The sequence below is a fragment of the Streptomyces sp. NPDC048258 genome (assembly GCF_043201995.1).
Taxonomy (GTDB): Bacteria; Actinomycetota; Actinomycetes; order Streptomycetales; family Streptomycetaceae; genus Streptomyces.
On sequence record NZ_JBICZH010000004.1, the window covers coordinates 330148 to 351754 of the forward strand.

Sequence of the window (21607 nt, forward strand, 5' to 3'; positions counted from 1 at the left end):
CCATATGAGGGATTTTCACGTCTCTCGTCCACTGTCGGTGCCCGGTGGCATCATCGGTCCATGACGCAGGGATCCGAGTCCGTACGCTTCGGCAAGAGCACCACCGACACCGTCCTGCACCGCTTCGAGCAGTGGGCGCGCGACACCCCAGGGGCCCCCGCGCTCGTCCTCGGCTCGGAGAGCCTCACCTACGGGCAACTCGACACGCGGGCCAACCGGCTGGCGCACCGTCTGCTCGCCTCCGGACTGCCGCCCGGCGGCCTCGTCGCCGTCGGCACCGCCCGGCAGGCCGAGTTGGTCGTCGCCCTCCTCGCCGTCCTCAAAGCCGGCGGGGTCTACACCGTCATCGACGTCGAGACCCCGCGCACCGGGCAGCGGCAGCTCACCGCGGCCCAGCCCTTCGTCCTGCTCACCCACGGCGCCCACCAGGCGGCCCTCGACAACGGCAGCGGCCTGCGGGTGATCCGGCTCGGTGCGGAGGCCGCCGCGATCGCCGAACAGCCCGCCGAGCCGCCGACGGCCCCGGCACCCGGCCGCACCGCGGCCGTCCTGTTCACCGGGGCGGCCGAGCCGCGTGCCGTCCGCGTCGGCCACGGTCTGCTGCTCGCCGCCTACGAGGGCTGGGCCGAGGTGGCCCGGCTGACCCCGCAGGACCGGCACCTGATCACGGCCAGGCCGGATGTCACCGCCTTCGCCGCGGGCTGGACCCGGGCCTTGTGCTCGGGCGGCGCCCTCGTCCTCTCCCCGCGCTCCCCCTGGACGGCGGAGGACATTCCCGCGGCGGTCGAGACCGAGCGCGTCACCGTCCTGCACACCGATCCGGCCGGCGCCGTCGGTCTGCTGACCCCGGACGCGGAGCCGCGGGCCGGCATCCCGAAGGCGCGCCGCGCGACAGACCCCGCGTTCCGGTCGCTGCGGCTGCTCGCCGTCTCGGGCGACCGGCTCTACCTCGACGAGCAGGCGACCCTGCAGATCCGGCTCCGGCCCGGTGCGCGGGTACTCAACGTCTACGGCCTCGCGGAAACCGCGGGCACCGGCACCTGGTTCGAACTGCCGCAGCTGCCCGGCCCGCTCGACGACCCGGAAGAGGTCTCCCTGCTCGGCACCCCGTTTCCCGGCTGCCGCGTAGAGGTGCGCGACCGGGAGATCCGCCTCGTCCCGCAGGACGGCGGTGACGCGATACCCACCGGCGATCTCGGCCTGCTCCGCGAGGACGGGCTGCTGGAGTTCGACGGCCGGATGCGGGACCGGATCACCCTGTCCGACGGCCGCACGATCGACCCGTACGCCATCGAATCCGCGATCCGCGGCCACGAGGGCGTCGGCGCGGTGATCGTGAACGGGGTCGACGACCTCCGCGGACCGCGGCGGCTCGTCGCGTACGTGGCACCGCCGCCCGGCGGACCGTCGTGGCCCCCGGGCGCTTCGCTGCCGGACATCGAGGAGCTGCGCGACCACCTGGCGGGGAAGGTGCTCAAGGAGGAGACTCCGCGCACCGTGATCCGGCTGCGCACCCTGCCCCGCAACCGGGCGGGCCAGGAGGACCGGGCCGCGCTGCCGCTGCCCATCCTGCCCGTCTCCGCCGCGGCGCGTCGCGCCGGGAGCAAGTCCGGGTCCGGCAAGTACGGGGCCGCCACGGGCAGCGGCGAAGTCCCGGCCTCCTGCGCGGGCGGCTGCGGGGGAGTGGCACTGGGCTTCGTCGCCCTGATCCTCACGAACCTCCTCTGGCCCGGATCGACCGACGTCTCCGGCGTGCCGCAGCCCTGGGCGTTCCTCTTCTCCGTCCTCTACCTGTTCGAGTGCGTCGCCTTCGGCGTCGGGGTGGTCTTCCTGTTCGGCGGCCGCGCCCGGATGCTGCGCCAGCGCCGGGACCGCCGCCTCACCGCGGCCGCCCATCTGGCGGTGGCCTACCTGCTGTTGGCCTGGTGGCCGCAGGACAACTTCTACCGGCTGGCCGCCAAACAGGACTGGCCGCGGCAGGCCGCGCTCGTCTACGCCTTCAACATCCCCCTGATGATCGCGGGCGTCATCGCCGCCGCCTACGTCGTCAGCAAACCGGCCGATCCCTTCGACTTCCACGACTGACCGGTCCGCGCTCGGGCCGACGCTCCGGCTCGGGCTCCGGCGGGCCGAACCCGGCCCCGACCGCCAGGGCCCGCGCCCGCACCAGCGCCTCGGCCGCGTCCAGCACCTCCCTGCTGTGCGCACCCACCAGCACGCCCAGCCAGGGCGCCGGATCGAAGGCGCCCGTCGGGATCGCGGGGACGAACACCGCCCCGAGCTCCGCGCAGTCCCGGGCCAGGGCCGCGCACAGCTCGTCCAGTTGCGCCTCGGGCAGGCGGGCGCCCAGCTCCACCCGGTCGGCGATCCGTACGAGGTGACCCGCGCCGCGCAGCGCGTCGAGCCGGGCCGCCACCATGAAGGCGATCGACGGCCCGGTGAGCCGCAGGTTCGTCTCGGTCGGCGCGAGCCGCCCCGTGCCGTCGGTGACGAAGTCCACGTCGAACCAGCCCCGGTAGCCGGAGGCCGCCAACTCCCGGCCCACCGCCTCCCCGAAGGCCAGCAGCGGCTTCTCGGCCCACCCGGGCACCGCCCCGGGGCCCGCCGTCGCCCCCCGGTAGCAGCCGTCCCGCACGTCCATGAGCGCCGCGCCGGCCTCGTGCAACCGGCCCTCGGCGTCCACGAACCCGTCGTACGTGAGGTCCCGCGGGCCGTCGTCCCCCGCCGGGTCGTGGCCGTCCGCGGGGCTGCCGATGAACTCCTCCACCAGCAGCGGCCCGCGCGGCAGCCGCCGCAGGACGGCGCGGGCCCCGCCCGCCGCCCGGACCTCACCGGGCGTGAGCACGGTGGTGCCCGAACCCCCGACACCGTGCTCCGATTTCAGAACCGTGCTCTCGCCCGCCTTGGCCCGGGCCGCGACGAGGCGGACCGCCGCCCACCGGGAGCCGGCCCGCCACTGCGCGGGCAGCACGATCCCGGGATGGCCGCCGCCCGCCAGGATCCGGGCGAACAGCTCGTGCGCCGCGGACTTCGACTCGTACCGCAGCTCCCCTTCCCGCCACGGCCGGTCCGCCAGCAGTCCGAACGGCCGCGTCCGCCCCCACGGTACGAGGGGCAGCCCGGCCCCGGTCAGCAGCGCGGCCAGCGCCGGCCGGGCCCGTACGGCATCCGACAGGCCCGGTCCCCGCTCCACCAGGCCGTCGTACACCTCCACCTCCGCCCAGCCGAGCTGGCGGCAGACCAGCTCGGTCCAGCCCCGCGGCACCGCCCGGGGCAGCACCAGCACCGCCGGTTCCGGGCTGTAGAAGGCGGCCAGACAGGCGTAGTCGTGCGCGGCCCGCTGCTCCCGGTCCAGGGAGGCGTCGGCGAACTGCGCGTTGAACTCGGCGACGTTGCCCACGTGCACGGCCCGCCCGCCCCCGGTCCACGCCCGCGCCCAGCCGGCGAGCGGGACGGGAGCCACCTCGAATCGCACCAGCGCCTCGGGGCCACCCGGCGCGGCCACCCCTGACACCCCTGACACCCCTGCCACCCCCGCCACAGCCCCCATCGCCCGGTAGAACCCGGCGGCGTGCGGATCGGCCTCGATCACCAGCCGTCGCACCCCCAGCTCCACGGCCCGGCGCAGCGCGTCCCGGTACAGCAGCCGCCCCACACCCCGGCCGATGGCCGAGGGTTCCACGAACAGCAGCCCCAGTGAGGCGAGCGGGGCGGAACCGTCCAGGGAGGCGAGCCCGAGCACCGTCCCCCGCCCGTCCTCGGCCACCACGATCCGGCGGGCCGTCACGTCACCGGGTCGGATCCGCAGTTCCTCCGCGCAGGAGGCCAGGAACTCCGGCCCGTACCCCCAGTACGCCTTGGACCGCATCACCAGCGCCGTCAACGCCTCCGCCTCGGCTGGCCGCGCGGCCCTGACCTTTGCCATTTCCTGGCCTCCCCATGGTCTGCGCCAAAGCCGTGAGATAGATTCGGCCTCCCCACGGCACATCCTTTCCCACCCACGCGGAGACAGGCTTCTCAATGAGCGACATCATCAACGGTCTTGGCCGCACCAGCGCCTTCGGCGCCCTCGGCCTGGTGCTGCTCATCCTCGGCATCGTCCTCGTGGACGTGCTGACGCCCGGGAAGCTTCCGAAGCAGATCTGGGAGGAGCGCAACCGCAATGCCGCCCTCCTGCTCAGTTCCGCGCTGCTCGGCATTGGCGGCATCGTCTTCACCTCGATCTGGACCACCTACGACGACTTCGGCAAGGGCCTGCTCTCCACCGCGGCCTTCGGGGTGCTCGGCCTGGTCCTGATGGCGGTGGCCTTCCTGGTGCTCGACCTGGTGACCCCGGGCAAGCTTGGCGCGATCGTCGTCGACCCGGAGCCCCACCCCGCGGTCTGGGTCACCGCCTCCTGCAACCTCGCCGTGGCCGCGATCGTGGCGGCCTCGATCGCCTGAGGTCCTGACCGGCCTGGCGCCCGTACGCGACGAGAGCGCCGCTCCCACCGGGGAGCGGCGCTCTCGTCGTACTCCGGTGCTTACGCCAGGCCCAGCGCGAACACCGCGAACCCCGCCGCGAGCAGCCCCGCCACGGTCCGCCGCACCGCCGTGGCCCTGCGGCCCTCCACCGGCGGACCCTCGAACCGCCGCGCGTACCGGGCGATGCCCACCAGCAGCGCCGCGAACACCGGCATCCACGCCAGCCGCGCCGCGATCCAGCCCAGACTGTCCGGCGCCGTCGTCAGCCCCGCCAGCTCACCCACGAACGAGCCGGGAACGGCCGCGGCCAGCATGGCCGTCTGGTGCCAGCACAGGATCGTCATCGCACACAGGTTGATCACGACCACCGGCGCCCAGAGAGCAGGCCGGGCCAGCAGCCGCGCCAGCCGGTCGCGCAGCAGGATCGCCGCGCCCGACTGGGCCGCCGCCAGGGCCAGTACGAGCAGCGACGGCGGGTGGGAGTTGGTCCGCGCCGCACCCGGCACACCCACCATCGACGCCGGATAGTGGAAGACCACCAACAGCGCCGCGAACAGCACCGTCCCGCCGACCAGCAGCAGCCGGGCTCCGCGCCGCCCGATCCGCCCCTCGCCCCAGCTCACGCCCAGCTGGTACGCGAACAGCCACCCCGGCAGGATGTTGAGCAGGGACAGCCACGACGGCACCGAGTCGGCGAGTGGTCCGTACCGCAGGAAGTCCACCACGGAGACCGACCCGATCAGCGGAGCCGCCGCCCAGCCACCGAGGCGGCGCGCCGCCTTCACGCAGTACGGGGTCAGCGCGGTGACCACCACGTACACCCCGACGAACCACAGCGGCTGGATCACCAGCGTCGCCCCGGTCCGCAGCGTCGCCTCCGGCACCCCGGCCGCGTACAGCACCGGCGCGGCCAGCGCCCACACCGCCGTCACCCCGAGCACGGGCCGCCCCAGCCGCACGACGCGGCCCTTCAGCCACGTGCCCACCGACCCCTTGCGGCGCTGGAAGGAGAGCACCGAGGCGTACCCGCCGACCAGGAAGAAGATGCCGAGCATCTGGAGCACCCAGCTCGCCGGGGCCAGCCCGCCGAAGGCCGACAGCGGGCTGGCGTTGTGCAGGCCGCCGTCGGAGTCGAGGGTGAACCCGCCGAGCAGCCAGTGTCCGGTCGGCACGGCCAGCAGCGCCAGGGCGCGCAGCCCGTCGACCGCGCGGTCGCGGTGGGCGGGGGTCTGCCGCTCGATCCGGTCGGCGGTCCGCTTCAGCGTCGTGAGCGTGCGCGGCATCGTCATCGGAGCTCTCCGTTCGCGATCGCGGCGAAGGCCGCCAGGGACCGGGTGCCGGGCGCGAAGTAGCCGGTGTGGCCCTGCACGTCGGCGGCGGGCACCCGGCGGGCGCCGAATGCCGCGGAGGTGGGGTCGGCGCCGTGGCCGATCCCGGCGAACTCGACGTTCGGCACGTCGGCGATCCAGTCGGAGGGCCCCCGGGCCGCCCACACCCGGGCACCGGTGCGCAGCCCGGCCGCGGTGCCGGCGCGCATGCCGGGGGAGCCGAAGGCCACGACGTCGACGGCGTCCGTGTGCCGGGCCGCCAGCCCGCAGACCACCGAGCCGTAGCTGTGGCAGAACAGCACCGGATCGGGCGCGCCGACCGCGTCGAGCCCCGCGGTGAACCGGGCCAGGCGGACCGCCCCGGCCTCGGCCAGCCGGCCGTCGGCCGCGTCCAGGCCGACCCCGACCGGGGTGGTGTATCCGGTCCAGGCGATCACCGCGGTGGAGTCGCCGGCCGCGGCGCGCAGCGCCCGGGCCATCCCGGCCGGACCGGTGGCGGGCTTGCGCCGGGCGTCGTGGTGGGTGGCGTCGTTGTCCGAGCCCGGCACGATCACGGAGACGTGCGCCGCGTGCTCCAGTTCCCCGAACACCTCGGCGACCTGGCCCCGGCCGCGCGGGTCGAAGGCCAGGATCTGCCGGTCCGGCGCACCGAGCGAGGCGTAGCGGGCCTCACCCGTGGCGGCGACGGCGATCCGGTTGGCCTCGTACCGCAGGCGGAGCGGCGCCCCGTCCAGGTTGCCCACGACCAGCGGGTGGGAGCGTACGAGTTCCCGCCGCGCGGCCTCGTCCAGCCCGGCGAAGAACCGGGCCACCTCGCGCGGTGTCGCGCTCGCCGGGTCGGGCAGCGCCCGGCCGGACGCCGTATCGGCCCGCCAGGCGGCGGTGCCGGGCGGCGGCCCGGTGACCGCCCGCTGGCTGTCGCCGGAGGCCCATCCCGCGGTCCCCCCGACGACGGCCAGCGCCAGCGCGGCCGTGACCATCGTCCTTCCGAAGCGGCGCATGCCCCTTCTCCTCTCCTCGTGACGAGGAGGAAGGTAGGAAGGAGGTACCCGCGGAGACGTCGGACCGGGGAGCCAACCCGGACGTCATACCCCGGTAGGGGGTGGAGGAGAAGAGGGTCAGCCGGCGTCGCCCGGGCGGACCAGCCCCGCCTCGTACGCGAAGATCACGGCCTGGGCCCGGTCCCGCAGGTCGAGCTTGCCCAGCACCCGCCCGATGTGCGTCTTGACCGTCTGCTCCGCCAGCACCAGATGGCCTGCGATCTCCTGGTTGGACAGCCCGCGCGCGATGAGCTCCAGTACCTCGGTCTCACGCGGGGTGAGCCCGTTCAGCCGCAGCGCCGGGTCCTTGCGCGGCGCCGGCCGCTGCTGGACGAAGTCCGCGATCAGCCGCCGGGTCACCGACGGCGCCAGCAGCGCCTCGCCCGACGCGACGACCCGTACCGCCGCGATCAGATCGGCCGGCGGGGCGTCCTTCAGCAGGAACCCGGAGGCGCCCGCGCGCAGCGCCTCGTACACGTAGTCGTCGATGTCGAAGGTGGTCAGCATCAGCACCTTCGGCCGGTGCACCACCCCGGGCGGCGGGTCGAGGATCTCCCGGGCCGCCGTGAGCCCGTCCATCTCCGGCATCCGCACGTCCATCAGCACCACGTCGGGGTGCGTGGTGCGGGACACCTGCACCCCCTGGCGCCCGTCGGGAGCCTCGCCCACCACATCGATGTCGGCCTGCGCCGACAGCAGTGCGGCGAACCCCGCCCGCACCATGGCCTGGTCGTCGACGATGATCACGCGGATGGTCAACTGCCCTCCTCGTTCGAATGGGTCGTCTCGCCCGGGGCGTTCAGGGGCAGGCGGGCCGCGACCCGGAAGCCGCCGTCGGGCAGCGGACCCGTGTCCAGCGTCCCGCCGGTCAACCGTACGCGCTCCCGCATCCCCACCAGGCCGTGCCCCGTGCCCGAACTCTCCAGCGCCACCACGGCGTCCCGGGCCGGACCGTTGACCACGAGCACGAGGACCTCGTCCTCGTCCACGGTCACCGACACCCTGGTCCGCGCCCCGGGCGCGTGCCGCACCACGTTGGCGAGGGCCTCCTGCACGATCCGGTACGCCGACAGGTCCACGGCTGGCGGCGCCGCCCCGGCCGCCCCCGCCGCCAGGGACAACTCCACCGGCTGTCCGGCCCGTACGGTCGCCTCCACCAGCTGCTGCAGCCGGTCGATCCCCGGCTGCGGGGCCCGCTCGCCGTCCGCGCCGCCGTTGGCGCCGTCCCCGCGCAGGACGGTCAGCAGCCGCCGCATCTCTCCCAGCGACTCGCGCGCACTGGCCGCGATCGCGGCGAACTCCTCCCGCACCGGCTCCGCCATGCCCGGCAGCCGGTACGGCGCGGAGTCGGCCTGGACGGTGATGACCGACATGTGGTGGGCCACCACATCGTGCAACTCCCGGGCGATCCGGGCCCGTTCCTCCAGCAGCGTCCGCCGGGCCCGCTCAGCCTCGCTGATGCTCTCCTGCTCGGCGATGCGCTGCTGCGCGTCGCCCAGCCCGCGCAGCGCGCCCGTCAGCGCCAGCATCACCCCGCCGAGCACGAAGAGCAGCGCGGCGGTGTTCATGGTGTCCGCCGGCTGGAAGAAGCCCAGCACGGCCCCGACCCCGCCGGTCACCAGCCACACCCCGACCAGGGTCCGGATGGACTCGCGCAGCCCCAGGCAGGCCATCAGCACCAGGTACCCGACGATGGCCATCGGCGTCCAGGGCCAGGCGTGCCCGGCCACCCTGTCGGCGTGGATCAGCAGCAACCCGCCGATCGTGTCCGCGACCAGGACCACGCCCCACGCGTGCAGCGGGCGGGTCACGGCGAGCAGCAGCGGCACGGTCTGCGCCACCCCCAGCGCGCCCGCCCAGCCGCCGCCCAGGGCGTAGTCGTTGGCCAGCACCGCGATCGTCACCGGGAGCAGGGTCACCACGAAGACGCCGACGACCGCGAACGGCAGCATCCGCTGCCAGGCCTTGGGCGCCTGCGCGAACAAGGGCTGCGCCGCCCGGGCGGGCGTGCGCATCACCACGGCGAGCTGCGCCAGCGCGCTGGGCACCCGGGCACCGGCGGAAGGCCCTTCGGGGGCGCGTTCGCGGGTCCGGCGGACACGGAGGAGTTCGCGGGTCCGGCCGAGCAGTCGGGTGCGGGCTCTGTCGCTCATGATCGGTCCAGCCTATGCGCCACCGAGCCCGGACACGGCCTGGAGGTAGGCTGCTGCCCGGTCGATCTCGGGGAGCCGGTACACATGGGTGGGGCAGCCGCGCTGGAGAAGCTCGTGCCGGTGATCCTGGCCTTCGGCGGCGGGGTGCTGCTCGCCCGCCGCAAGATCGTCCCGGCCGAGGCCTCGAAGGCCTTTTCCGACTACGCCTTCCTCTTCGCCGTTCCCTGCTACCTGTTCGGCAACATCTACGCCGGCGATCTCGCGGCCCTCTTCGACTGGCAGGCGATCGGCGGCTACGCCGGTGCGGCGGCGCTCGCGGTGGCCGTCGTCGCCGTGGCGGCCGTGGCCCACGGGACACGGGAGCCCCGCGCCGTCGCGCTGCGCGTGATGGCCGGGGTCCAGGTGAACACCGCCTACTTCGCCGTCCCCGTCTTCATCACCGTGTTCGGGACGGCGGCCCCGATCTTCCCGATCCTGCTCTTCCAGGTGTGCGTCCTGTCCCTGGTCGTCATCTCCCTGATGGAACTGGGCCGGGCCGGCCCCGACACGGGCGGCCCGGGCCGGCGCCTGGCCCGCGCGGTCGGCGCCTCGCTCGCCACGCCGCTGGTCCTCGCCTGCAACGCGGGCATCGTGCTCAACCTGCTGTCGGTGCATGTCCCGGCGGTGGTCTTGGACGGAGCCGCCTTCGTCGGGGACAGCGCCTCCCCGGTGGCCCTGTTCGCCCTCGGCCTCCACCTGGGCGGTGTCGGCCTGGACCTGCGGGGCACCACGCGCGAGGAGCTGGCCCTCATCGGCTTCAAGTGCCTGGCCTTCCCCCTGTTGACCTGGGCGGTGTGCGGGGCGGTGTTCGGGGTCCGGGGCGAGTGGCTCGCGTACCTCGTCCTGATCGCCGCGATGCCGACCCCGCAGAACCTGTTCATCTTCGCCCAGCGCTACGACGTGGGCGTCGCGCTCTCCGCGTCCGTCGTGATCAAGAGTTCGGTCGTTTCCCTCCTGCTGCTGCCGGTGTGGCTGCAGACTGTTGCCTCATGAACGCATCGCCGATATCGCGCGGCGCCGTCACGTTCGGCCTGCTGGCCGCGTGGGCCGTGCACGACCTCGAAGAAATGGCCACCATGGAGCGCTGGACCCGTACGCGGGTCCCCGCCCTGCGCGAGCGCCACCCCCGGGTACCCGACCGGGTGTGGCGGCGCCTCGAAGCCGTGGACGGGCGCGAGTTCGCCACCGCCGTCGGCGTCATGGGGCTCGTCGTCGCGGCCGCCTCCGCCGACGGGTACCGCACCGGCGGGCGCTCGGCCTTCTACCAGGCCTCCCTGAACGGCTTCGGCCTGCACGGGCTCGTCCACCTCGCGCAGGCCGCCGCCACCCGCGGCTACACGCCCGGGGTGGTCACCTCGCCGCTGCTCGTGGTCCCGTTCACCCTGTGGGCGCGCGGCCGGCTGCGCCGCGGCGGGGTCCTGCGGACCACGCGGCCGCGGGACATGGCCCGCGGCCTGGCGCTCGCCGGCGCGGCCACCGCCGTCTCGCACGCGGTGGCCCGGCGGATCCGCCGGCAAGACACCCCCTAGTAGTGCTTTGTCGGGTTCCGCTGACCAGGGGCGATGCGACGGGGCTGGCGCTTTGGCAGCGGCGGGCCGACGCCCTCAGCCGCAGGTCGCGGGCATAGCCCGGCGCCGCCGAGTGAGGGCGCCGGGGGCCGAAGCCCAGACCCGACAAAGCACTGCTAGGAACCCGTCGGACGCTTCCGCTCGTACCCCCCGGCGGGATCGGCTCGTTGACCCGGTATGGAACTGCCGACCATCGCGGCGCCGGGCGTCGGGGAACGGGCCGACGCCGTGGCCGATGCCGCCTGCCACCTCTACGACAGCGTCGCGCCCTGGGGGACCGGGGTGCCCGGAGGGTGGAGCCGGGCCGCCGCCGAGGACGCCGCCGAGGCGATCGAGACCACCGCGCACGCCCTCGCGTACCTCGACCCCGGCGCCGAGGTCGTGCTCGCGCCCGTCCACACCGCCCTCGCCGAACTGCGCCGCACACTCGGCCTCGCGCCCGCCGACCCGCTGACCGCTGCCGGGCTCCCGGCGACCCCGCGCACGGTCGGCAACCCGCGCCGGACCCGCTGGGTCCGGGTGCTCACCCCGCCTTCGCCCCGGCAACCGCCTTCTCGTACAACTTCCTGACGGCCGTGCCGAAGTAGGAGCTGTAGGAGGTGTCGGCGGTGTCCCCGCCCGTCTTCCAGCCGCCGATGACCCCGACCACGTCACCGGTCCCGGTCCGCGCGTCGACGCGGGTCAGGAAGGGGCCGCCGCTGGTCCCGCCGGGATAGCCCGTGCAGGCGATCCGCAGGAACGATCCGGGGATCCGGGTGTCGGCGCTGGTGAACTTCGTCGTCCGGTTGACGCACAGGCGCGGGCGGGCGGCGGAGGCCGGGTACCCGATCAGCGTGACCAGCGCGTGGGCGTAACCGGAGCCGGTGACCAGGCGGTTCCCGCCGACCACGTCCTGCACCGGGAACCCGTGGGCGTCCGGCCCCACCTGGGCGAAGGCCACGTCGAGGGTGGCCGCGCGGTCGGGGCCCTGGGACCGGTAGCGCCGGTCGATCCAGATCTTGGAGCGTCCGGCCCTGTCCCGCAGGACCGGGAACATCCCGTACGGCTGCGGGTTCGCGCGCGTGTACAGCGGTACGAAGGCCACCTGCTGGGTGTCGGAGCCGAGCAGGCAGTGCGCCGCGCTGAGCACCAGGTTGCGCCCGGGGGAGGCGACCACGCTCGCGGTGCAGAAGTAGGCCCCGCCGCCCTTGACCGCGAACATCCGGCCGACGACCGGGACGCCGCCGAAGTCCTGTCCGACGCCGGGACCCACGGCGGCGGGGCGCGCGGGTACCGGTCTCACGATCGGGGTGGGGATCGGGACCGGGGCCGGAGTGGGAGTGGGAGTGGGAGTGGGAGTGGGAGTGGGAGTGGGAGTGGGAGTGGGAGTGGGAGTGGGAGTGGGAGTGGGAGTGGGCGTGAGCACGGGCGTCGGCGTGGGCGTCGGTGTGGGACTCGGGACCGCTGCCGGGGCCGACGGGGTCCCGGCGGGGGTCCCGGACGCGACGGCGGCCGGGACCGCGGCCGGGGCCTGCGCTTCCCCCGCCACCGGGGACGGGGTCGCCGCCGGTGCCGGCGGCGCGGGCTCCGCCGGGGGCATCGGGACGGCCGAGGCCATCCGCTCGGCGGTCCAGAAGGACTGCGCGTCCCGGGCGGACCAGCGGCCCACGGCCGCCCGCACGGTGCCGCCCGCCTCGGCGACGGGCAGCGGCCCGGCAGCCAGCAGCAGCGCGGCCGCCGCGGCGGCGATGGTCAACGTACGTCGCATGGGGGACTCCTAGAGGGCCTGGGGGAAGCGGAAGAGGCGGTCGGGGTCGTAGGTGCGGCGGACCTGTTCCAGGCGGGCGAGGTTCGGGCCGTAGTAGGCCTCGCGCCAGCCGTCGAGCTTCGGGTCGGTGTAGTTCTGGTACGCGCGGCCGCTCGCCCAGGGGCGCAGGTCCTGCCAGAGCCCGTCGAGCCAGCCCTGGTGCCGGGCGACCTCGGCAGCCGTCGCGGACCCGGGCCAGTAGGCGAGGTACTGGGCGAGGAAAGCGCTGTCGCGGTGGACGAAGGCGGTGTCGGCGGCCGCGATCCGGTTCACGGCGCCACCGCAGACCCCGTCGAACTGCACCACCCCGAGGCCGCCGCGCGGGACTGCGGAGCCGTAGCGCCGGACGGCGGCCAGTACGGCGCCGACCGCCGCGTCCGGCAGCCCGGCGCCCGTCCAGAAGTCGGAGCGCGCCGCGTACGACTCCCGGCTCAGCAGGCCCCGCGGGTCCCGGCCGGGCAGGGTGCCCGGCAGCCGGCACTGCTCCGCGGTCCGCTCCAGGCAGCCCGACATGGCCCGTACGGTGTCCCCGTGACTCCGTACGACCGTCCAGCTGTCCCTCACCGGCCGGCCGACCAGGTCCGACAGCCGGGTCAACTGCCGGTCCAGCTCGCGGCGCCCGTCGAGGCACACCACCCGGACCGCCGGGGGCGGCGCGGTGGCTCCGGCTTCGACCGTGAACTCCACCTGGCTCCAGAACGGGTCCGGAAGCCCGGCCAGCCAGCGCTGCCAGCCGCGCAGTACGGCCGCCGAGTCGGCGTCGGGCCAGTGGAGTTCGGCGAAGGCGCAGTCGCCCACCGGGTGGGTGCGGAAGCGGAATTCGGTGACCACCCCGAAGTTGCCGCCCCCGCCGCCCCGCAGGGCCCAGAACAGCTCGGCGTCCCGGTCGGCGGAGACCTCGCGGACGACGCCGTCGGGGGTGACCACGCGGGCGCCGGTGAGCCGGTCGGCGGTCGTGCCGTAAGCCCGGGCGGCCAGTCCCAGCCCGCCGCCGAGGGTGAGCCCGGCGATGCCGACGGAAGGGCACAGCCCGGTCGGGACGGCGCGCCCGTGCCCGGCGAGGGCGGAGTTCACGTCCCCGAGCCGGGCTCCCGCGCCGATCCGTACGCCGTCCCCGTCGACCGCCACCGTGGCCATGGCCCCGGCGTCCACCACCAGCCCGGCGGCGCGGGTCGACCACCCGGCGTAGCCGTGCCCGCCGCCCCGCGCGACCACCGGCACGGCGGAGCGCCGGGCGAAGTCCAGGCACGCGGCCACGTCGTCGGCGTGCGCGGGATAGGCCACCGCCCCCGGAGCCACGGCGTCGTACCGGGGTTGGAACAACTGCCGGGCCTCGGCGTACTCCCGGTCGCCGGGGAGCACCACCCGCCCGTCGATCCCGCGGGCGAGCGCGCCGTAATCCGGTGCGCGGACGGTCGCCCCGAGGGAGGTGAGGACGGCCGCGGCCGCGCTGCCCAGGACCTGGCGCCGGTGGAGGCTCATGCCTCCTTCCTCCCACCGCCCGCGCCGATCTCCGTGAAGGCGGGCCCACAGAGGCCGGGTTGACCCCCGAACGGCCCACAGCCGAAACGATCCGGCTTCTCATATATCCCGTTCGGTCCCGGCGGCGATCACCTTAGGCTGCGCCCCATGCCTCTCACGGACATCACCGCACACGCCGAAGCGTTCAACGCCGACCCCTATCCCTTCTACGCCGCGCTGCGCTCCGTCGGGCCCGTCCACCGGCTCGTCATCGGCGGCGACCGCACCTGGCTGATCGTCGGCCACGACGAGGCCCGCCAGGCCCTGGCCCACCCGGCCCTGTCGAAGAACTGGCTCGGCTCCGAGCTGTTCGCGAACACGCCGGTGACCGCCGCCGCCACCAACATGCTGGACTCGGATCCGCCCCACCACACCCGGCTGCGCCGTCTGGTGGCCGGCGAGTTCACCTCGCGCCGGGTCGAGGCCCTGCGCCCGCGCGTCCAGCAGGTCACCGACGAGCTGCTGGACGCGATGGCCGCGGCACCGGACCGCCGGGCCGATCTGATCCGGTCCTTCGCCGCCCCGCTGCCGATGACCGTCATCTGTGAACTCCTCGGCGTACCGGACCTGGACCAGGAGCGGTTCCGCTACTGGTCCGGCGAGGTCGTGGCGCCGCTGGACCCGGCCAACCCGGACCCCAGGGTGATGGAGGAGATGACCGCGTACCTGTACGAGCTCGTCGAGGCCAAGGCCGCGGACCCCGGCGAGGACCTGCTCAGCGCGCTGATCCGGACCCGGGACGAGGAGGGCGACCAGCTGTCCCCGGAGGAGCTCATCGGGATGGCGTTCCTGCTGCTGGTCGCCGGGCACGAGACCACCGTGAACCTGATCGGCAACGGCGTACGGGCCCTGCTCGCGCACCCCGACCAGCTGGCGGCCCTGCGCGCCGACCCGGACGGGCTGATCGACGGCGCGGTGGAGGAGATGCTCCGCTACGACGGACCGGTGCAGCACGCCACGTACCGCTTCGCCCGCGCCGACCTGGAGATCGGCGGCACCGTCATCGAGGCCGGTTCCTCCGTCCTGATCGGCCTCGCCGCGGCCGGCCGCGACCCGGCCCGCTTCGACGAGCCCGGCCCGGACGTCTTCGACATCCGCCGCACCGGGCCGAGCCATCTCGCCTTCGGCCACGGCATCCACTTCTGCCTCGGCGCGCCGCTGGCCCGCATGGAGGGGCGCATCGCGATCCGCGCCCTGCTGGAACGTTTCCCCGACCTGGCCGAGGACCCGGACGCCGGCCCGCGCGACTGGCTCCCGGGCACCCTGATGCGGGGCGTGACCAGGCTTCCGCTGCGCTGGTGACCGGGGTTCAGCCCTTGCGCGCGAGCAGGAAACCCTGCGGACCCTTCTCGTGGGCGTCGGGTGCCCGCACCAGGCGGCCCACCTCGGCGAGGCCGGCTCCGCCCAGCAGCCCGGCGATCAGGTCCGGCGGCGTCCAGTACACGTCGAGGTCGACCGGATGCCCGTACGCGTGCTCCAGCCGGACCCTCCGGTCGCCCGCCTTGAAGGCGATCAGTACGCAGCCGCCCGGGGCCAGCACCCGCGCGAACTCGGCGAACACCGCGGGCAGTTCCCCCGGCGGGGTGTGCACCGTGGAGTACCAGGCCAGCACCCCGCCGAGTACCCCGTCCGCCACGTCCAGCGCGGCCATCGAGCCCACTTCGAAGCGCAGCCCCGGATACGTCCGCCGGGCCACCGCGACCATCGCGGGGGACAGGTCGACGCCGAAGGCCCGTACACCGAGGGAGTCCAGATGCGCCGTCACCCGGCCCGGACCGCAGCCGAGGTCCGCGACGGCGCGGCCCCCGCCGGCCTGGTCGCCGCGGACGTACTCGGCGAACGCGGCCAGCATGGCCCGGTCCAGCGGCTTGCCGAACAGTTCCGTGCCGAGCAGCCGGGCATAGTCGACGGCGACGGTGTCGTAGGACGCCCGTACGGAGCTCAGGTCAGGGGTCTTCTCTGTCATGCCCCTGAACAGTAGCCTTCCCGGCGCTCCGGCTCATCCCCCGCTCAGCGGATTGGGCAGCTCCGCCCACTGGTCACCCGGGACGCCGGGGCTCAGCCGCATCAGCGTGAGCGCCTTGGTGGGCAGCCCGCCCGCCAGCAGCGCCTCGGTGTCGGAGGTGGCCGGCAGACCGGCCGCCTCGGCGAAGGCGTCGGCGAAGGCCCCGGCCGAGCCCGCCGTGGCACCGAGCGCCCCGGTCAGCAGCGAACCGAACAGCTTGCGCCGCAGCACGGTCACGTCGTCGGTGATCAGCCTGCCGGACAGGGGCGGCACCGGGAGCGCGTGCCGGACGAGCCGGGCCGGGCTGATCCGGATGTCGGCGAGGTCGCGGTAGACCAGCCGCAGCGGGGCGCCGGTGGCGGAGAGGACGACCAGCAGGTTCTGGCCGTGGGCCTCCAGTGCCACCCCGAGCTCCAGCACGCGCAGGCACACCGAGAGCGCGAGCCGGGCGAACTCGGCCCGCCAGGCCGCCGAGCGCGCCTGCGGGAACCAGGCCAGGGCCGCCACCGGGAGCACCCGCTCACCGGCGGCGGCGTCCGCGTACACCTCCGGCGGCTCCCGCAGCACGGCCGCCAGGTCCGGGCTGTGCGCGGTGGCCGCGCCCAGGGTGCGGGTGAAGTGCAGCCGGCCGTCGAGCCGCTCGGACAGCGCCTGGGCGAAGTCGGAGACGGCAGCCGCCGTCTCGACCGAGTAGCCGGAGATGTCCCGTACGGAGGAGGTCAGCCGGGTGCTCAGCGCCGTCTTGACGTGTGCCCCGCCATCGACCGGCGCCAGCGTGCGCAGGGCCATCAGCGGATGCGCCGCGAAACCCTCCCGCACCCGCTCGTGCTTGAGCGTGTGCGCCGCCTGCCAGGGATGCACCGGGACCAGGATCCGCGCCGCGTCCCGCAGCTCCGCCGGCCAGTCGCCGGTGACCAGGCACTCCTCGGCCCGTACGGGGACCAGGCCGAGCTCCACCACCGGGCGGTGCTCGGGGGCGTACGCCAGCTGCTCGGCCACCGAGAAACCGGGACGGGAACGGCAGTTCGGGTGGTAAGGATGCCCGTCGACCACGCGCTGCTCCCACTGCCAGGTGGTCCGCGCGGCGACGTCTTCGCCGGCGGGCGGCTGTCCGGCCCGGGAGAGCGCGAGGGAGGCCGTGCTGCCGTCCAGCTCGGCGGCGAACTCCTCCCCGTGCGGCACCCCCAGCGCCGCCACCAGCCGCGCGGCCTGCCGGTAGGGCTTGCCGTCGAGCAGCAGCTCCGCCACGTACGCGTCGGTGGCGTAGGCGTCCGGCGGCGGGCCCTCCAGCCGCCCGCCGCCCGCCAGCAGCAGCGCCAGACTGGCGGAACCCGGCTCGCGGCCGGCCACCCACGGCAGCGGTTCGAAGGCCAGCGCCCGCCACAGCCGGGTCAGGACGGCCGCCCGGGCGCCGTCGAGCGCGGCGCGGTAGGCGGGTCCGAGCGCGGGACGCACGGCGGCCAGTTCCGCGGCGCATGCCTCTTCGGCGGGGGAGGCGGGAAAGTACATCGGAGGCTCCGCAGCTCGGGATGTCGCTCGACCGGATGATCACCTCATCATCGCGGATACTGAAGATCACGGCCGGAGGTCGCGTCCCGCGACCCCGGCGCACCGGATGGACCGAATGGAACCAGTGGACCTCAACGCCGCCGCCGACGCCTACGCCGCCACCCCGCTCCTCAACTGCCTGCTCCGGGAGGCCGCCGAACCCGCCGAGGAGCATGGTGCGGGAGTCCACCGGCTGCGCGGCAGCGGGCGGCTGCTCCGGGTGCGGGGCGGCCGCAGGCCGGTGCGCTCCGAACTGCGCAGGGCGGACGGCTGGCATCCGCTCAGCCACACCGAGCTGGTCAAACTCACCTCCGACGAGCTGGGCCGGTACACCGGGGTACCGAACGACGAACTCCCGGTCGAGATCACCGACAGCCGGGACACGATCGCCACGCTGCTGGCCGCCCGCGCCGCCGCCGAGCCCCCGGCGGACCCGTACCTCCTCTCCGAGCAGTCCCTGGTCATGGGCCACCCGAACCACCCCGCCCCCAAGGCCCGGGGCGGGGCGCCGGCCGGGAGCTGGCTGCCGTACGCGCCGGAGGCCCACGCCCGTTTCCCGGTGGCCTTCCTCGGGCTGCGCGAGGACCTGGTGGCCGAGGAGGGCGGACCGGCCGCAGCCTTGGCGATCGACTCGCTCGCGGACGCCCTCGACGGCCCGCGCCCGCCCGCCGGTTACCGGCTCCTGCCCGCCCATCCCTGGCAGCTCGACTTGATCGGCTCCCGACCGCCGGTGCGCGAGGCCTTCGCCGACGGGCGGCTGCTGCGGCTCGGGGAGAGCCGCCGGCCGGCCTGGCCGACCGCCTCGATCCGGACCCTGTACGTGCCGGACCGGTCCGCCGACCTCTTCGTGAAGTTCAGCCTGGACGTCCGGATCACCAACGACGTGCGCCGGCTGTGGCGGCACGACCTGCTGAAACTGCGCCGCACCGACGCGGCGGTCGAGGCCGGCTTCGCCGCGCTGCGCCGGACCGGTTCGGAAGCGGCCTGGCTCGCCGACCGGGGCTACCGCACCGCCGCCTTCGCCTTCGAGGAACTCGCCGTGCTGGTCCGGGACGGCTTTCACGACGGGCACGCGCACGCCGCGCCCGGGGCCACCCCGCTGCTGGCCGCCGCGCTCGCCGAGGGCTACGCCGGGAGCCCGCTGGCGGGCACCGCCGACCCGGCGGCCTGGTGGCGGGCGTACCTGCGCCACGTCGTTCCGCCGGTGCTGGAGCTGTTCGCCCGCCACGGGGTCGTGCTGGAGGCGCACCTCCAGAACACGCTGGTCGCCGTCGACGCGGCGGGCATGCCGGTGCAGGCCCTCTTCCGCGACGCGGAGGGGGTCAAGCTGCTGCCCGACATGGAGCGCGCGGCGGCCTGGCAGCGGCTGGTCTACTGCCTGGTGGTCAACCACCTGGCGGAGATCGCGAGAGCGCTGTGCGAGCGGCATCCGGACCTCTCCGCGCTCGTGTGGCCCGCCGTACGGGAGGAGTTCGTGCGCTACGACACCACGCGCGGGCTCCCCGAGATCGCGGAGCTGCTCGCCGCGCCCTCCCTGCCGGCCAAGACCAACCTGCTGCTGCGCTGGACCCGGGCCGACGGCGCGGACGCCCGCTACCTGCCGCTGCCGAACCCGCTGCGGGGGTAGGCCCTGTCGGAATCCGGCCAAGGTGGTGCCGGTTCCGCACATCCCCTTCACTCACAGGTATAGACCAATGCTACGTTGGTCGGGCAGACCGCGCAGTCCTTGACCACCCGTCAGAGGAGAAGCCATGTCCTCCCCTTCGCGGGGCGGCGGCCCGGCCGCCATGCCCAAGTACCTGCGGATCGCCGCGGCGTTGCGCCACGAACTCGACCGCATCGCGCATACCCCCGACGGCAGACTGCCGTCCGAACGCAGCCTGGCCGCCCGCTACCAGGTCAACCGGCAGACCATCAGGGCCGCGCTCCAGCACCTGCGCGAGGACGGCCTCGTCGTCACCGGCCGCCGCGGCACCCGGTCCGTGGCCGCGGCCGCCTCGGCCGCCGCGCCGGGCCGCGCCCCGGCCGCCGCCCCCGCTCCCGCTCCCGCGCAGAGCTGGCTCACGCTGGTCACCGTGCCGCCCTCGCTCGCCGCGCTGCTCGGCATGAGCGGCGGGGAGCGCACCCTCGTCCACCACCGGCGCGAACGCGGCCCGGCGGGCGAGGCGCTGCGGCACGCGGTCACGTACCTCAGCCCGGGTGCCGTCGCGCGGAGTCCCGAACTGGCCCGCTACCGCGACCGGCCGGCGGTGGTCCGCGACGAGGACCTGGCACCCCTGCACCACTGGCTCGACCGGGCCGCGGCGGACGGCCGGATCGCCGAGACCCTCACCATGACCCGCACCACCCATCCGCCGGCCGCCGTGTCCCAGGCCTGCGGCCTGACCGTGCGCCGCACCCTGCACGACGCCTCCGGCCGGCTGCTGGCCGTCACCGATCTGGCCTTCCCCACCTGGGACCGGCTGACCTTCCACCGCGACCCGGAGCGCTCGTACTCCGTGACGCGTACTCCGTGACGCGTGCTGCCTGACTCGTACGGCGTGGAGGGCTCAGAAGCGCAGGGCCCATGAGTCGATGTAGCCGGTGTGGTCGCTGCGCGTGTCGAACACGCGCAGCCGCCAGACCCCGTTCGCGGTCTCCGAGGACGCGTCGATCGCGTGGACCACGGTGTAGTCCGTCTCGATCCATGCCTCCCACTCGTCCTTGACGGGGTAGGCCGTGCCGTCCGGGGCGATCACGTCGATCCGCAGGTCCCCGACGTCCGGATGCTTGATGGCGATCTCGACGTCGAGGTCCGCCGGGGCCCGGCCGGACACCCCGCTCACGGTCACGGGGGAGTCGACGGTCGCCAGATCGGCCACCGGGAGGTCCGTGGTGTTCGCGAACCGCTTGCCAGGCGGCCGCTGGGGTGAACCGCCCGTGTGGACCAGCCGGTTGGCGGAGCCGGGGCCGGGGTCGATGACCGATCCGGTGCTGGCGTAGGTGGTGAGGGCCGCGCCGACCTGGGCCGGGGTCGCCGTCCGGTGGGTGGCGAGGTAGAGCGCCGCAGCGCCGGTGACGTGCGGGGTGGCCATCGAGGTGCCCGACATGGTCATGTACCAGTCGTCGGAGAAGTACGCGGCCGAGCTGATGTCGTCCCCGGGGGCGAACAGGTCCACCAGCGGCCCGTAGTTGGAGTAGGAGGCGCGGTGGTCGTAGTCGCCGACCGCCCCCACCGTCAGTGCCGTCCCGACCCGGGCGGGGGAGTGGCCCGAGGCGTCGATGTCCTGGTTGCCGGCGGCCACCGCGTAGGTGAGCCCCGAGGCGATGGAGTTGCGGACGGCGGCGTCCAGCACGTCGTCGGGGTCCCCGCCCAGGCTCATGTTCACCACGGCCGGCTTCACCGCGTTGCGGGTCACCCAGTCGATGCCCGCCACCACCTGCTCCGTGGTGCCCTGGCCCGTGTAGTCGAGCACCCGGACCGCGACGATCTTCGCCTGCTTGGCCACCCCGTGCGTGGAGCCCGCGACCGTACCGGCGACATGGGTGCCGTGGCCGTGGTCGTCCTCGGCGGTCGTGTCGTCGTCGATGGCGTCGTAGCCGTACGAGGCCCGACCGCCGAAGTCCTCATGGGTGATGTGGACGCCGGTGTCGACGATGTACGCCGTGACGCCCTGACCGGCCGAGTCCGGGTAGGTGTAGGCCGTGTCCAGCGGCAGGCGCCGCTGGTCGATCCGGGACAGACCCCAGGAGGGCGGGTCCGGCTGGGTGGCGTCGAGCCTCAGCCTGCGGTTCTGCACCACCTCGGCGACGGCGGGGTCCGCGGCGAGCCGCCGGGCCTGCCGCTCCGTCAGCTGGGCGGAGTACCCGTTCAGCGCGGCGTCGTATGTGCGGCCGATCGTCCCGCCGGAGCGTTCGACGACGGTCCGGCCCCGCGCGGTACGGGACTTCGCGCGGGCGGGGTCGAGGAGGACGAGGTAGCTTCCGGCGACGGCTCCGGGCGCGCCCGCGTAGCGGACGGCCCCCTCCGGCGGACTCGCCGCCGAAGCCCCGGTGTCCACCCCGAGCGCGAGCGCGGCGGCCAGCGCGAGAGCGGCGCCGCAGCGCCGCCATAAGTACGGTCTCGTGGTCATGCGGCCAAGGCTGGGGCCGCCGCCGAGCACGGCACAAGGGGGC

At 74.8% G+C, this 21607-nt stretch carries 19 protein-coding genes; 9 read left to right on the top strand and 10 right to left on the bottom strand.

The genetic code is table 11. The annotated features are described in order from the left end of the window. The first annotated feature begins 60 nt into the window (after positions 1 to 60). Positions 61 to 2085 carry an AMP-binding protein gene (locus ACGFYQ_RS12160; RefSeq protein ID WP_393742714.1) on the top strand — a complete coding sequence of 675 codons (2025 nt, stop codon included), beginning with the start codon at positions 61 to 63 and terminating at the stop codon, positions 2083 to 2085. On the opposite strand, the gene ACGFYQ_RS12165 is transcribed toward ACGFYQ_RS12160, so the two are convergent. Continuing rightward, positions 2048 to 3925, bottom strand: coding sequence for a GNAT family N-acetyltransferase (locus tag ACGFYQ_RS12165; RefSeq protein ID WP_393742716.1), 1878 nt, complete (start codon positions 3923 to 3925; stop codon positions 2048 to 2050). The genes ACGFYQ_RS12160 and ACGFYQ_RS12165 overlap by 38 nt on opposite strands. A 95-nt stretch (positions 3926 to 4020) precedes the next feature. On the opposite strand from ACGFYQ_RS12165, the gene ACGFYQ_RS12170 reads away from it, so the two are divergent. Then, complete coding sequence (locus tag ACGFYQ_RS12170; protein WP_328929280.1) at positions 4021 to 4443, top strand: DUF350 domain-containing protein; 423 nt, start codon at positions 4021 to 4023, stop codon at positions 4441 to 4443. Between the two features lie 80 nt (positions 4444 to 4523). On the opposite strand, the gene ACGFYQ_RS12175 is transcribed toward ACGFYQ_RS12170, so the two are convergent. The 4 genes from ACGFYQ_RS12175 to ACGFYQ_RS12190 all read right to left on the bottom strand — a co-directional run bounded on the left by ACGFYQ_RS12175 (position 4524) and on the right by ACGFYQ_RS12190 (position 8847). Continuing rightward, positions 4524 to 5747, bottom strand: coding sequence for an acyltransferase (locus tag ACGFYQ_RS12175; protein WP_393743271.1), 1224 nt, complete (start codon positions 5745 to 5747; stop codon positions 4524 to 4526). A gap of 2 nt (positions 5748 to 5749) precedes the next feature. Next, the gene (locus ACGFYQ_RS12180) at positions 5750 to 6793 is read right to left on the bottom strand and encodes an alpha/beta hydrolase (RefSeq protein ID WP_393742719.1); all 1044 of its coding nucleotides are present in this window, start codon (positions 6791 to 6793) and stop codon (positions 5750 to 5752) included. A gap of 117 nt (positions 6794 to 6910) precedes the next feature. Beyond that, a complete protein-coding gene (locus ACGFYQ_RS12185) occupies positions 6911 to 7591 on the bottom strand; it encodes a response regulator (RefSeq protein WP_388553414.1) in 681 nt (226 codons plus the stop codon). Continuing rightward, the gene (locus ACGFYQ_RS12190; RefSeq protein ID WP_393743273.1) at positions 7588 to 8847 is read right to left on the bottom strand and encodes a sensor histidine kinase; all 1260 of its coding nucleotides are present in this window, start codon (positions 8845 to 8847) and stop codon (positions 7588 to 7590) included. The genes ACGFYQ_RS12185 and ACGFYQ_RS12190 overlap by 4 nt, the downstream gene beginning before the upstream one ends. 222 nt (positions 8848 to 9069) lie before the next feature. On the opposite strand from ACGFYQ_RS12190, the gene ACGFYQ_RS12195 reads away from it, so the two are divergent. The 3 genes from ACGFYQ_RS12195 (at position 9070) to ACGFYQ_RS12205 (ending at position 11162) form a co-directional block, all read left to right on the top strand. Further along, complete coding sequence (locus ACGFYQ_RS12195) at positions 9070 to 10017, top strand: AEC family transporter (protein WP_393742721.1); 948 nt, start codon at positions 9070 to 9072, stop codon at positions 10015 to 10017. After that, on the top strand, positions 10014 to 10553 hold the full coding sequence (locus tag ACGFYQ_RS12200; RefSeq protein WP_393742723.1) for an HXXEE domain-containing protein: 540 nt from the start codon (positions 10014 to 10016) through the stop codon (positions 10551 to 10553). Before ACGFYQ_RS12195 ends, ACGFYQ_RS12200 begins: the two co-directional genes overlap by 4 nt. Positions 10554 to 10769: 216 nt before the next feature. Continuing rightward, positions 10770 to 11162, top strand: a complete 393-nt coding sequence (locus ACGFYQ_RS12205; protein ID WP_393742725.1) for a hypothetical protein — start codon at positions 10770 to 10772, stop codon at positions 11160 to 11162. Here the strand turns inward: ACGFYQ_RS12205 and ACGFYQ_RS12210 are convergent. Next, positions 11116 to 11874 carry a trypsin-like peptidase domain-containing protein gene (locus ACGFYQ_RS12210; RefSeq protein ID WP_393742727.1) on the bottom strand — a complete coding sequence of 253 codons (759 nt, stop codon included), beginning with the start codon at positions 11872 to 11874 and terminating at the stop codon, positions 11116 to 11118. The two genes, ACGFYQ_RS12205 and ACGFYQ_RS12210, sit on opposite strands and share 47 nt — an antisense overlap. Positions 11875 to 11989: 115 nt before the next feature. Here ACGFYQ_RS12210 and ACGFYQ_RS12215 point away from each other — a divergent pair, with 115 nt between their 5' ends. After that, positions 11990 to 12352 (top strand): hypothetical protein, encoded by a 363-nt coding sequence (locus tag ACGFYQ_RS12215; protein ID WP_393742729.1) that lies wholly within the window; start codon positions 11990 to 11992, stop codon positions 12350 to 12352. Here the strand turns inward: ACGFYQ_RS12215 and ACGFYQ_RS12220 are convergent. After that, positions 12349 to 13860, bottom strand: coding sequence for an FAD-binding oxidoreductase (locus ACGFYQ_RS12220; RefSeq protein ID WP_393742731.1), 1512 nt, complete (start codon positions 13858 to 13860; stop codon positions 12349 to 12351). The two genes, ACGFYQ_RS12215 and ACGFYQ_RS12220, sit on opposite strands and share 4 nt — an antisense overlap. Before the next feature lie 147 nt (positions 13861 to 14007). Here ACGFYQ_RS12220 and ACGFYQ_RS12225 point away from each other — a divergent pair, with 147 nt between their 5' ends. Next, positions 14008 to 15201, top strand: a complete 1194-nt coding sequence (locus ACGFYQ_RS12225) for a cytochrome P450 (protein ID WP_393742733.1) — start codon at positions 14008 to 14010, stop codon at positions 15199 to 15201. Between the two features lie 7 nt (positions 15202 to 15208). Here the strand turns inward: ACGFYQ_RS12225 and ACGFYQ_RS12230 are convergent, their stop codons facing one another. Together ACGFYQ_RS12230 and ACGFYQ_RS12235 are read right to left on the bottom strand one after the other, a co-directional pair. After that, entirely contained in the window at positions 15209 to 15865 is a 657-nt protein-coding gene (locus ACGFYQ_RS12230; RefSeq protein WP_393742735.1) for a class I SAM-dependent methyltransferase, read from the bottom strand. Between the two features lie 33 nt (positions 15866 to 15898). Continuing rightward, positions 15899 to 17413 carry an IucA/IucC family protein gene (locus ACGFYQ_RS12235; RefSeq protein WP_393742737.1) on the bottom strand — a complete coding sequence of 505 codons (1515 nt, stop codon included), beginning with the start codon at positions 17411 to 17413 and terminating at the stop codon, positions 15899 to 15901. A 106-nt stretch (positions 17414 to 17519) separates the two neighbouring features. Here ACGFYQ_RS12235 and ACGFYQ_RS12240 point away from each other — a divergent pair, with 106 nt between their 5' ends. Both ACGFYQ_RS12240 and ACGFYQ_RS12245 read left to right on the top strand, forming a co-directional pair. Further along, the gene (locus ACGFYQ_RS12240) at positions 17520 to 19079 is read left to right on the top strand and encodes an IucA/IucC family protein (protein ID WP_393742739.1); all 1560 of its coding nucleotides are present in this window, start codon (positions 17520 to 17522) and stop codon (positions 19077 to 19079) included. A 124-nt stretch (positions 19080 to 19203) separates the two neighbouring features. Next, the gene (locus tag ACGFYQ_RS12245) at positions 19204 to 19968 is read left to right on the top strand and encodes a GntR family transcriptional regulator (RefSeq protein ID WP_393742741.1); all 765 of its coding nucleotides are present in this window, start codon (positions 19204 to 19206) and stop codon (positions 19966 to 19968) included. A 33-nt stretch (positions 19969 to 20001) separates the two neighbouring features. On the opposite strand, the gene ACGFYQ_RS12250 is transcribed toward ACGFYQ_RS12245, so the two are convergent. Continuing rightward, positions 20002 to 21564: a S8 family serine peptidase gene (locus ACGFYQ_RS12250; protein ID WP_393742743.1), complete on the bottom strand. Its 1563-nt coding sequence runs from the start codon at positions 21562 to 21564 to the stop codon at positions 20002 to 20004. Positions 21565 to 21607: the final 43 nt, after the last annotated feature.

Coding starts and splice junctions, on each gene's coding strand:
- ACGFYQ_RS12160 (WP_393742714.1), top strand. CDS start 61: ATGACGCAGGGATCCGAGTCCGTACGCTTCGGCAAGAGCACCACCGAC.
- ACGFYQ_RS12165 (WP_393742716.1), bottom strand. CDS start 3,925: ATGGCAAAGGTCAGGGCCGCGCGGCCAGCCGAGGCGGAGGCGTTGACG.
- ACGFYQ_RS12170 (WP_328929280.1), top strand. CDS start 4,021: ATGAGCGACATCATCAACGGTCTTGGCCGCACCAGCGCCTTCGGCGCC.
- ACGFYQ_RS12175 (WP_393743271.1), bottom strand. CDS start 5,747: ATGCCGCGCACGCTCACGACGCTGAAGCGGACCGCCGACCGGATCGAG.
- ACGFYQ_RS12180 (WP_393742719.1), bottom strand. CDS start 6,793: ATGCGCCGCTTCGGAAGGACGATGGTCACGGCCGCGCTGGCGCTGGCC.
- ACGFYQ_RS12190 (WP_393743273.1), bottom strand. CDS start 8,847: ATGCGCACGCCCGCCCGGGCGGCGCAGCCCTTGTTCGCGCAGGCGCCC.
- ACGFYQ_RS12195 (WP_393742721.1), top strand. CDS start 9,070: ATGGGTGGGGCAGCCGCGCTGGAGAAGCTCGTGCCGGTGATCCTGGCC.
- ACGFYQ_RS12200 (WP_393742723.1), top strand. CDS start 10,014: ATGAACGCATCGCCGATATCGCGCGGCGCCGTCACGTTCGGCCTGCTG.
- ACGFYQ_RS12205 (WP_393742725.1), top strand. CDS start 10,770: ATGGAACTGCCGACCATCGCGGCGCCGGGCGTCGGGGAACGGGCCGAC.
- ACGFYQ_RS12220 (WP_393742731.1), bottom strand. CDS start 13,860: ATGAGCCTCCACCGGCGCCAGGTCCTGGGCAGCGCGGCCGCGGCCGTC.
- ACGFYQ_RS12225 (WP_393742733.1), top strand. CDS start 14,008: ATGCCTCTCACGGACATCACCGCACACGCCGAAGCGTTCAACGCCGAC.
- ACGFYQ_RS12230 (WP_393742735.1), bottom strand. CDS start 15,865: ATGACAGAGAAGACCCCTGACCTGAGCTCCGTACGGGCGTCCTACGAC.
- ACGFYQ_RS12235 (WP_393742737.1), bottom strand. CDS start 17,413: ATGTACTTTCCCGCCTCCCCCGCCGAAGAGGCATGCGCCGCGGAACTG.
- ACGFYQ_RS12240 (WP_393742739.1), top strand. CDS start 17,520: ATGGACCGAATGGAACCAGTGGACCTCAACGCCGCCGCCGACGCCTAC.
- ACGFYQ_RS12245 (WP_393742741.1), top strand. CDS start 19,204: ATGTCCTCCCCTTCGCGGGGCGGCGGCCCGGCCGCCATGCCCAAGTAC.
- ACGFYQ_RS12250 (WP_393742743.1), bottom strand. CDS start 21,564: ATGACCACGAGACCGTACTTATGGCGGCGCTGCGGCGCCGCTCTCGCG.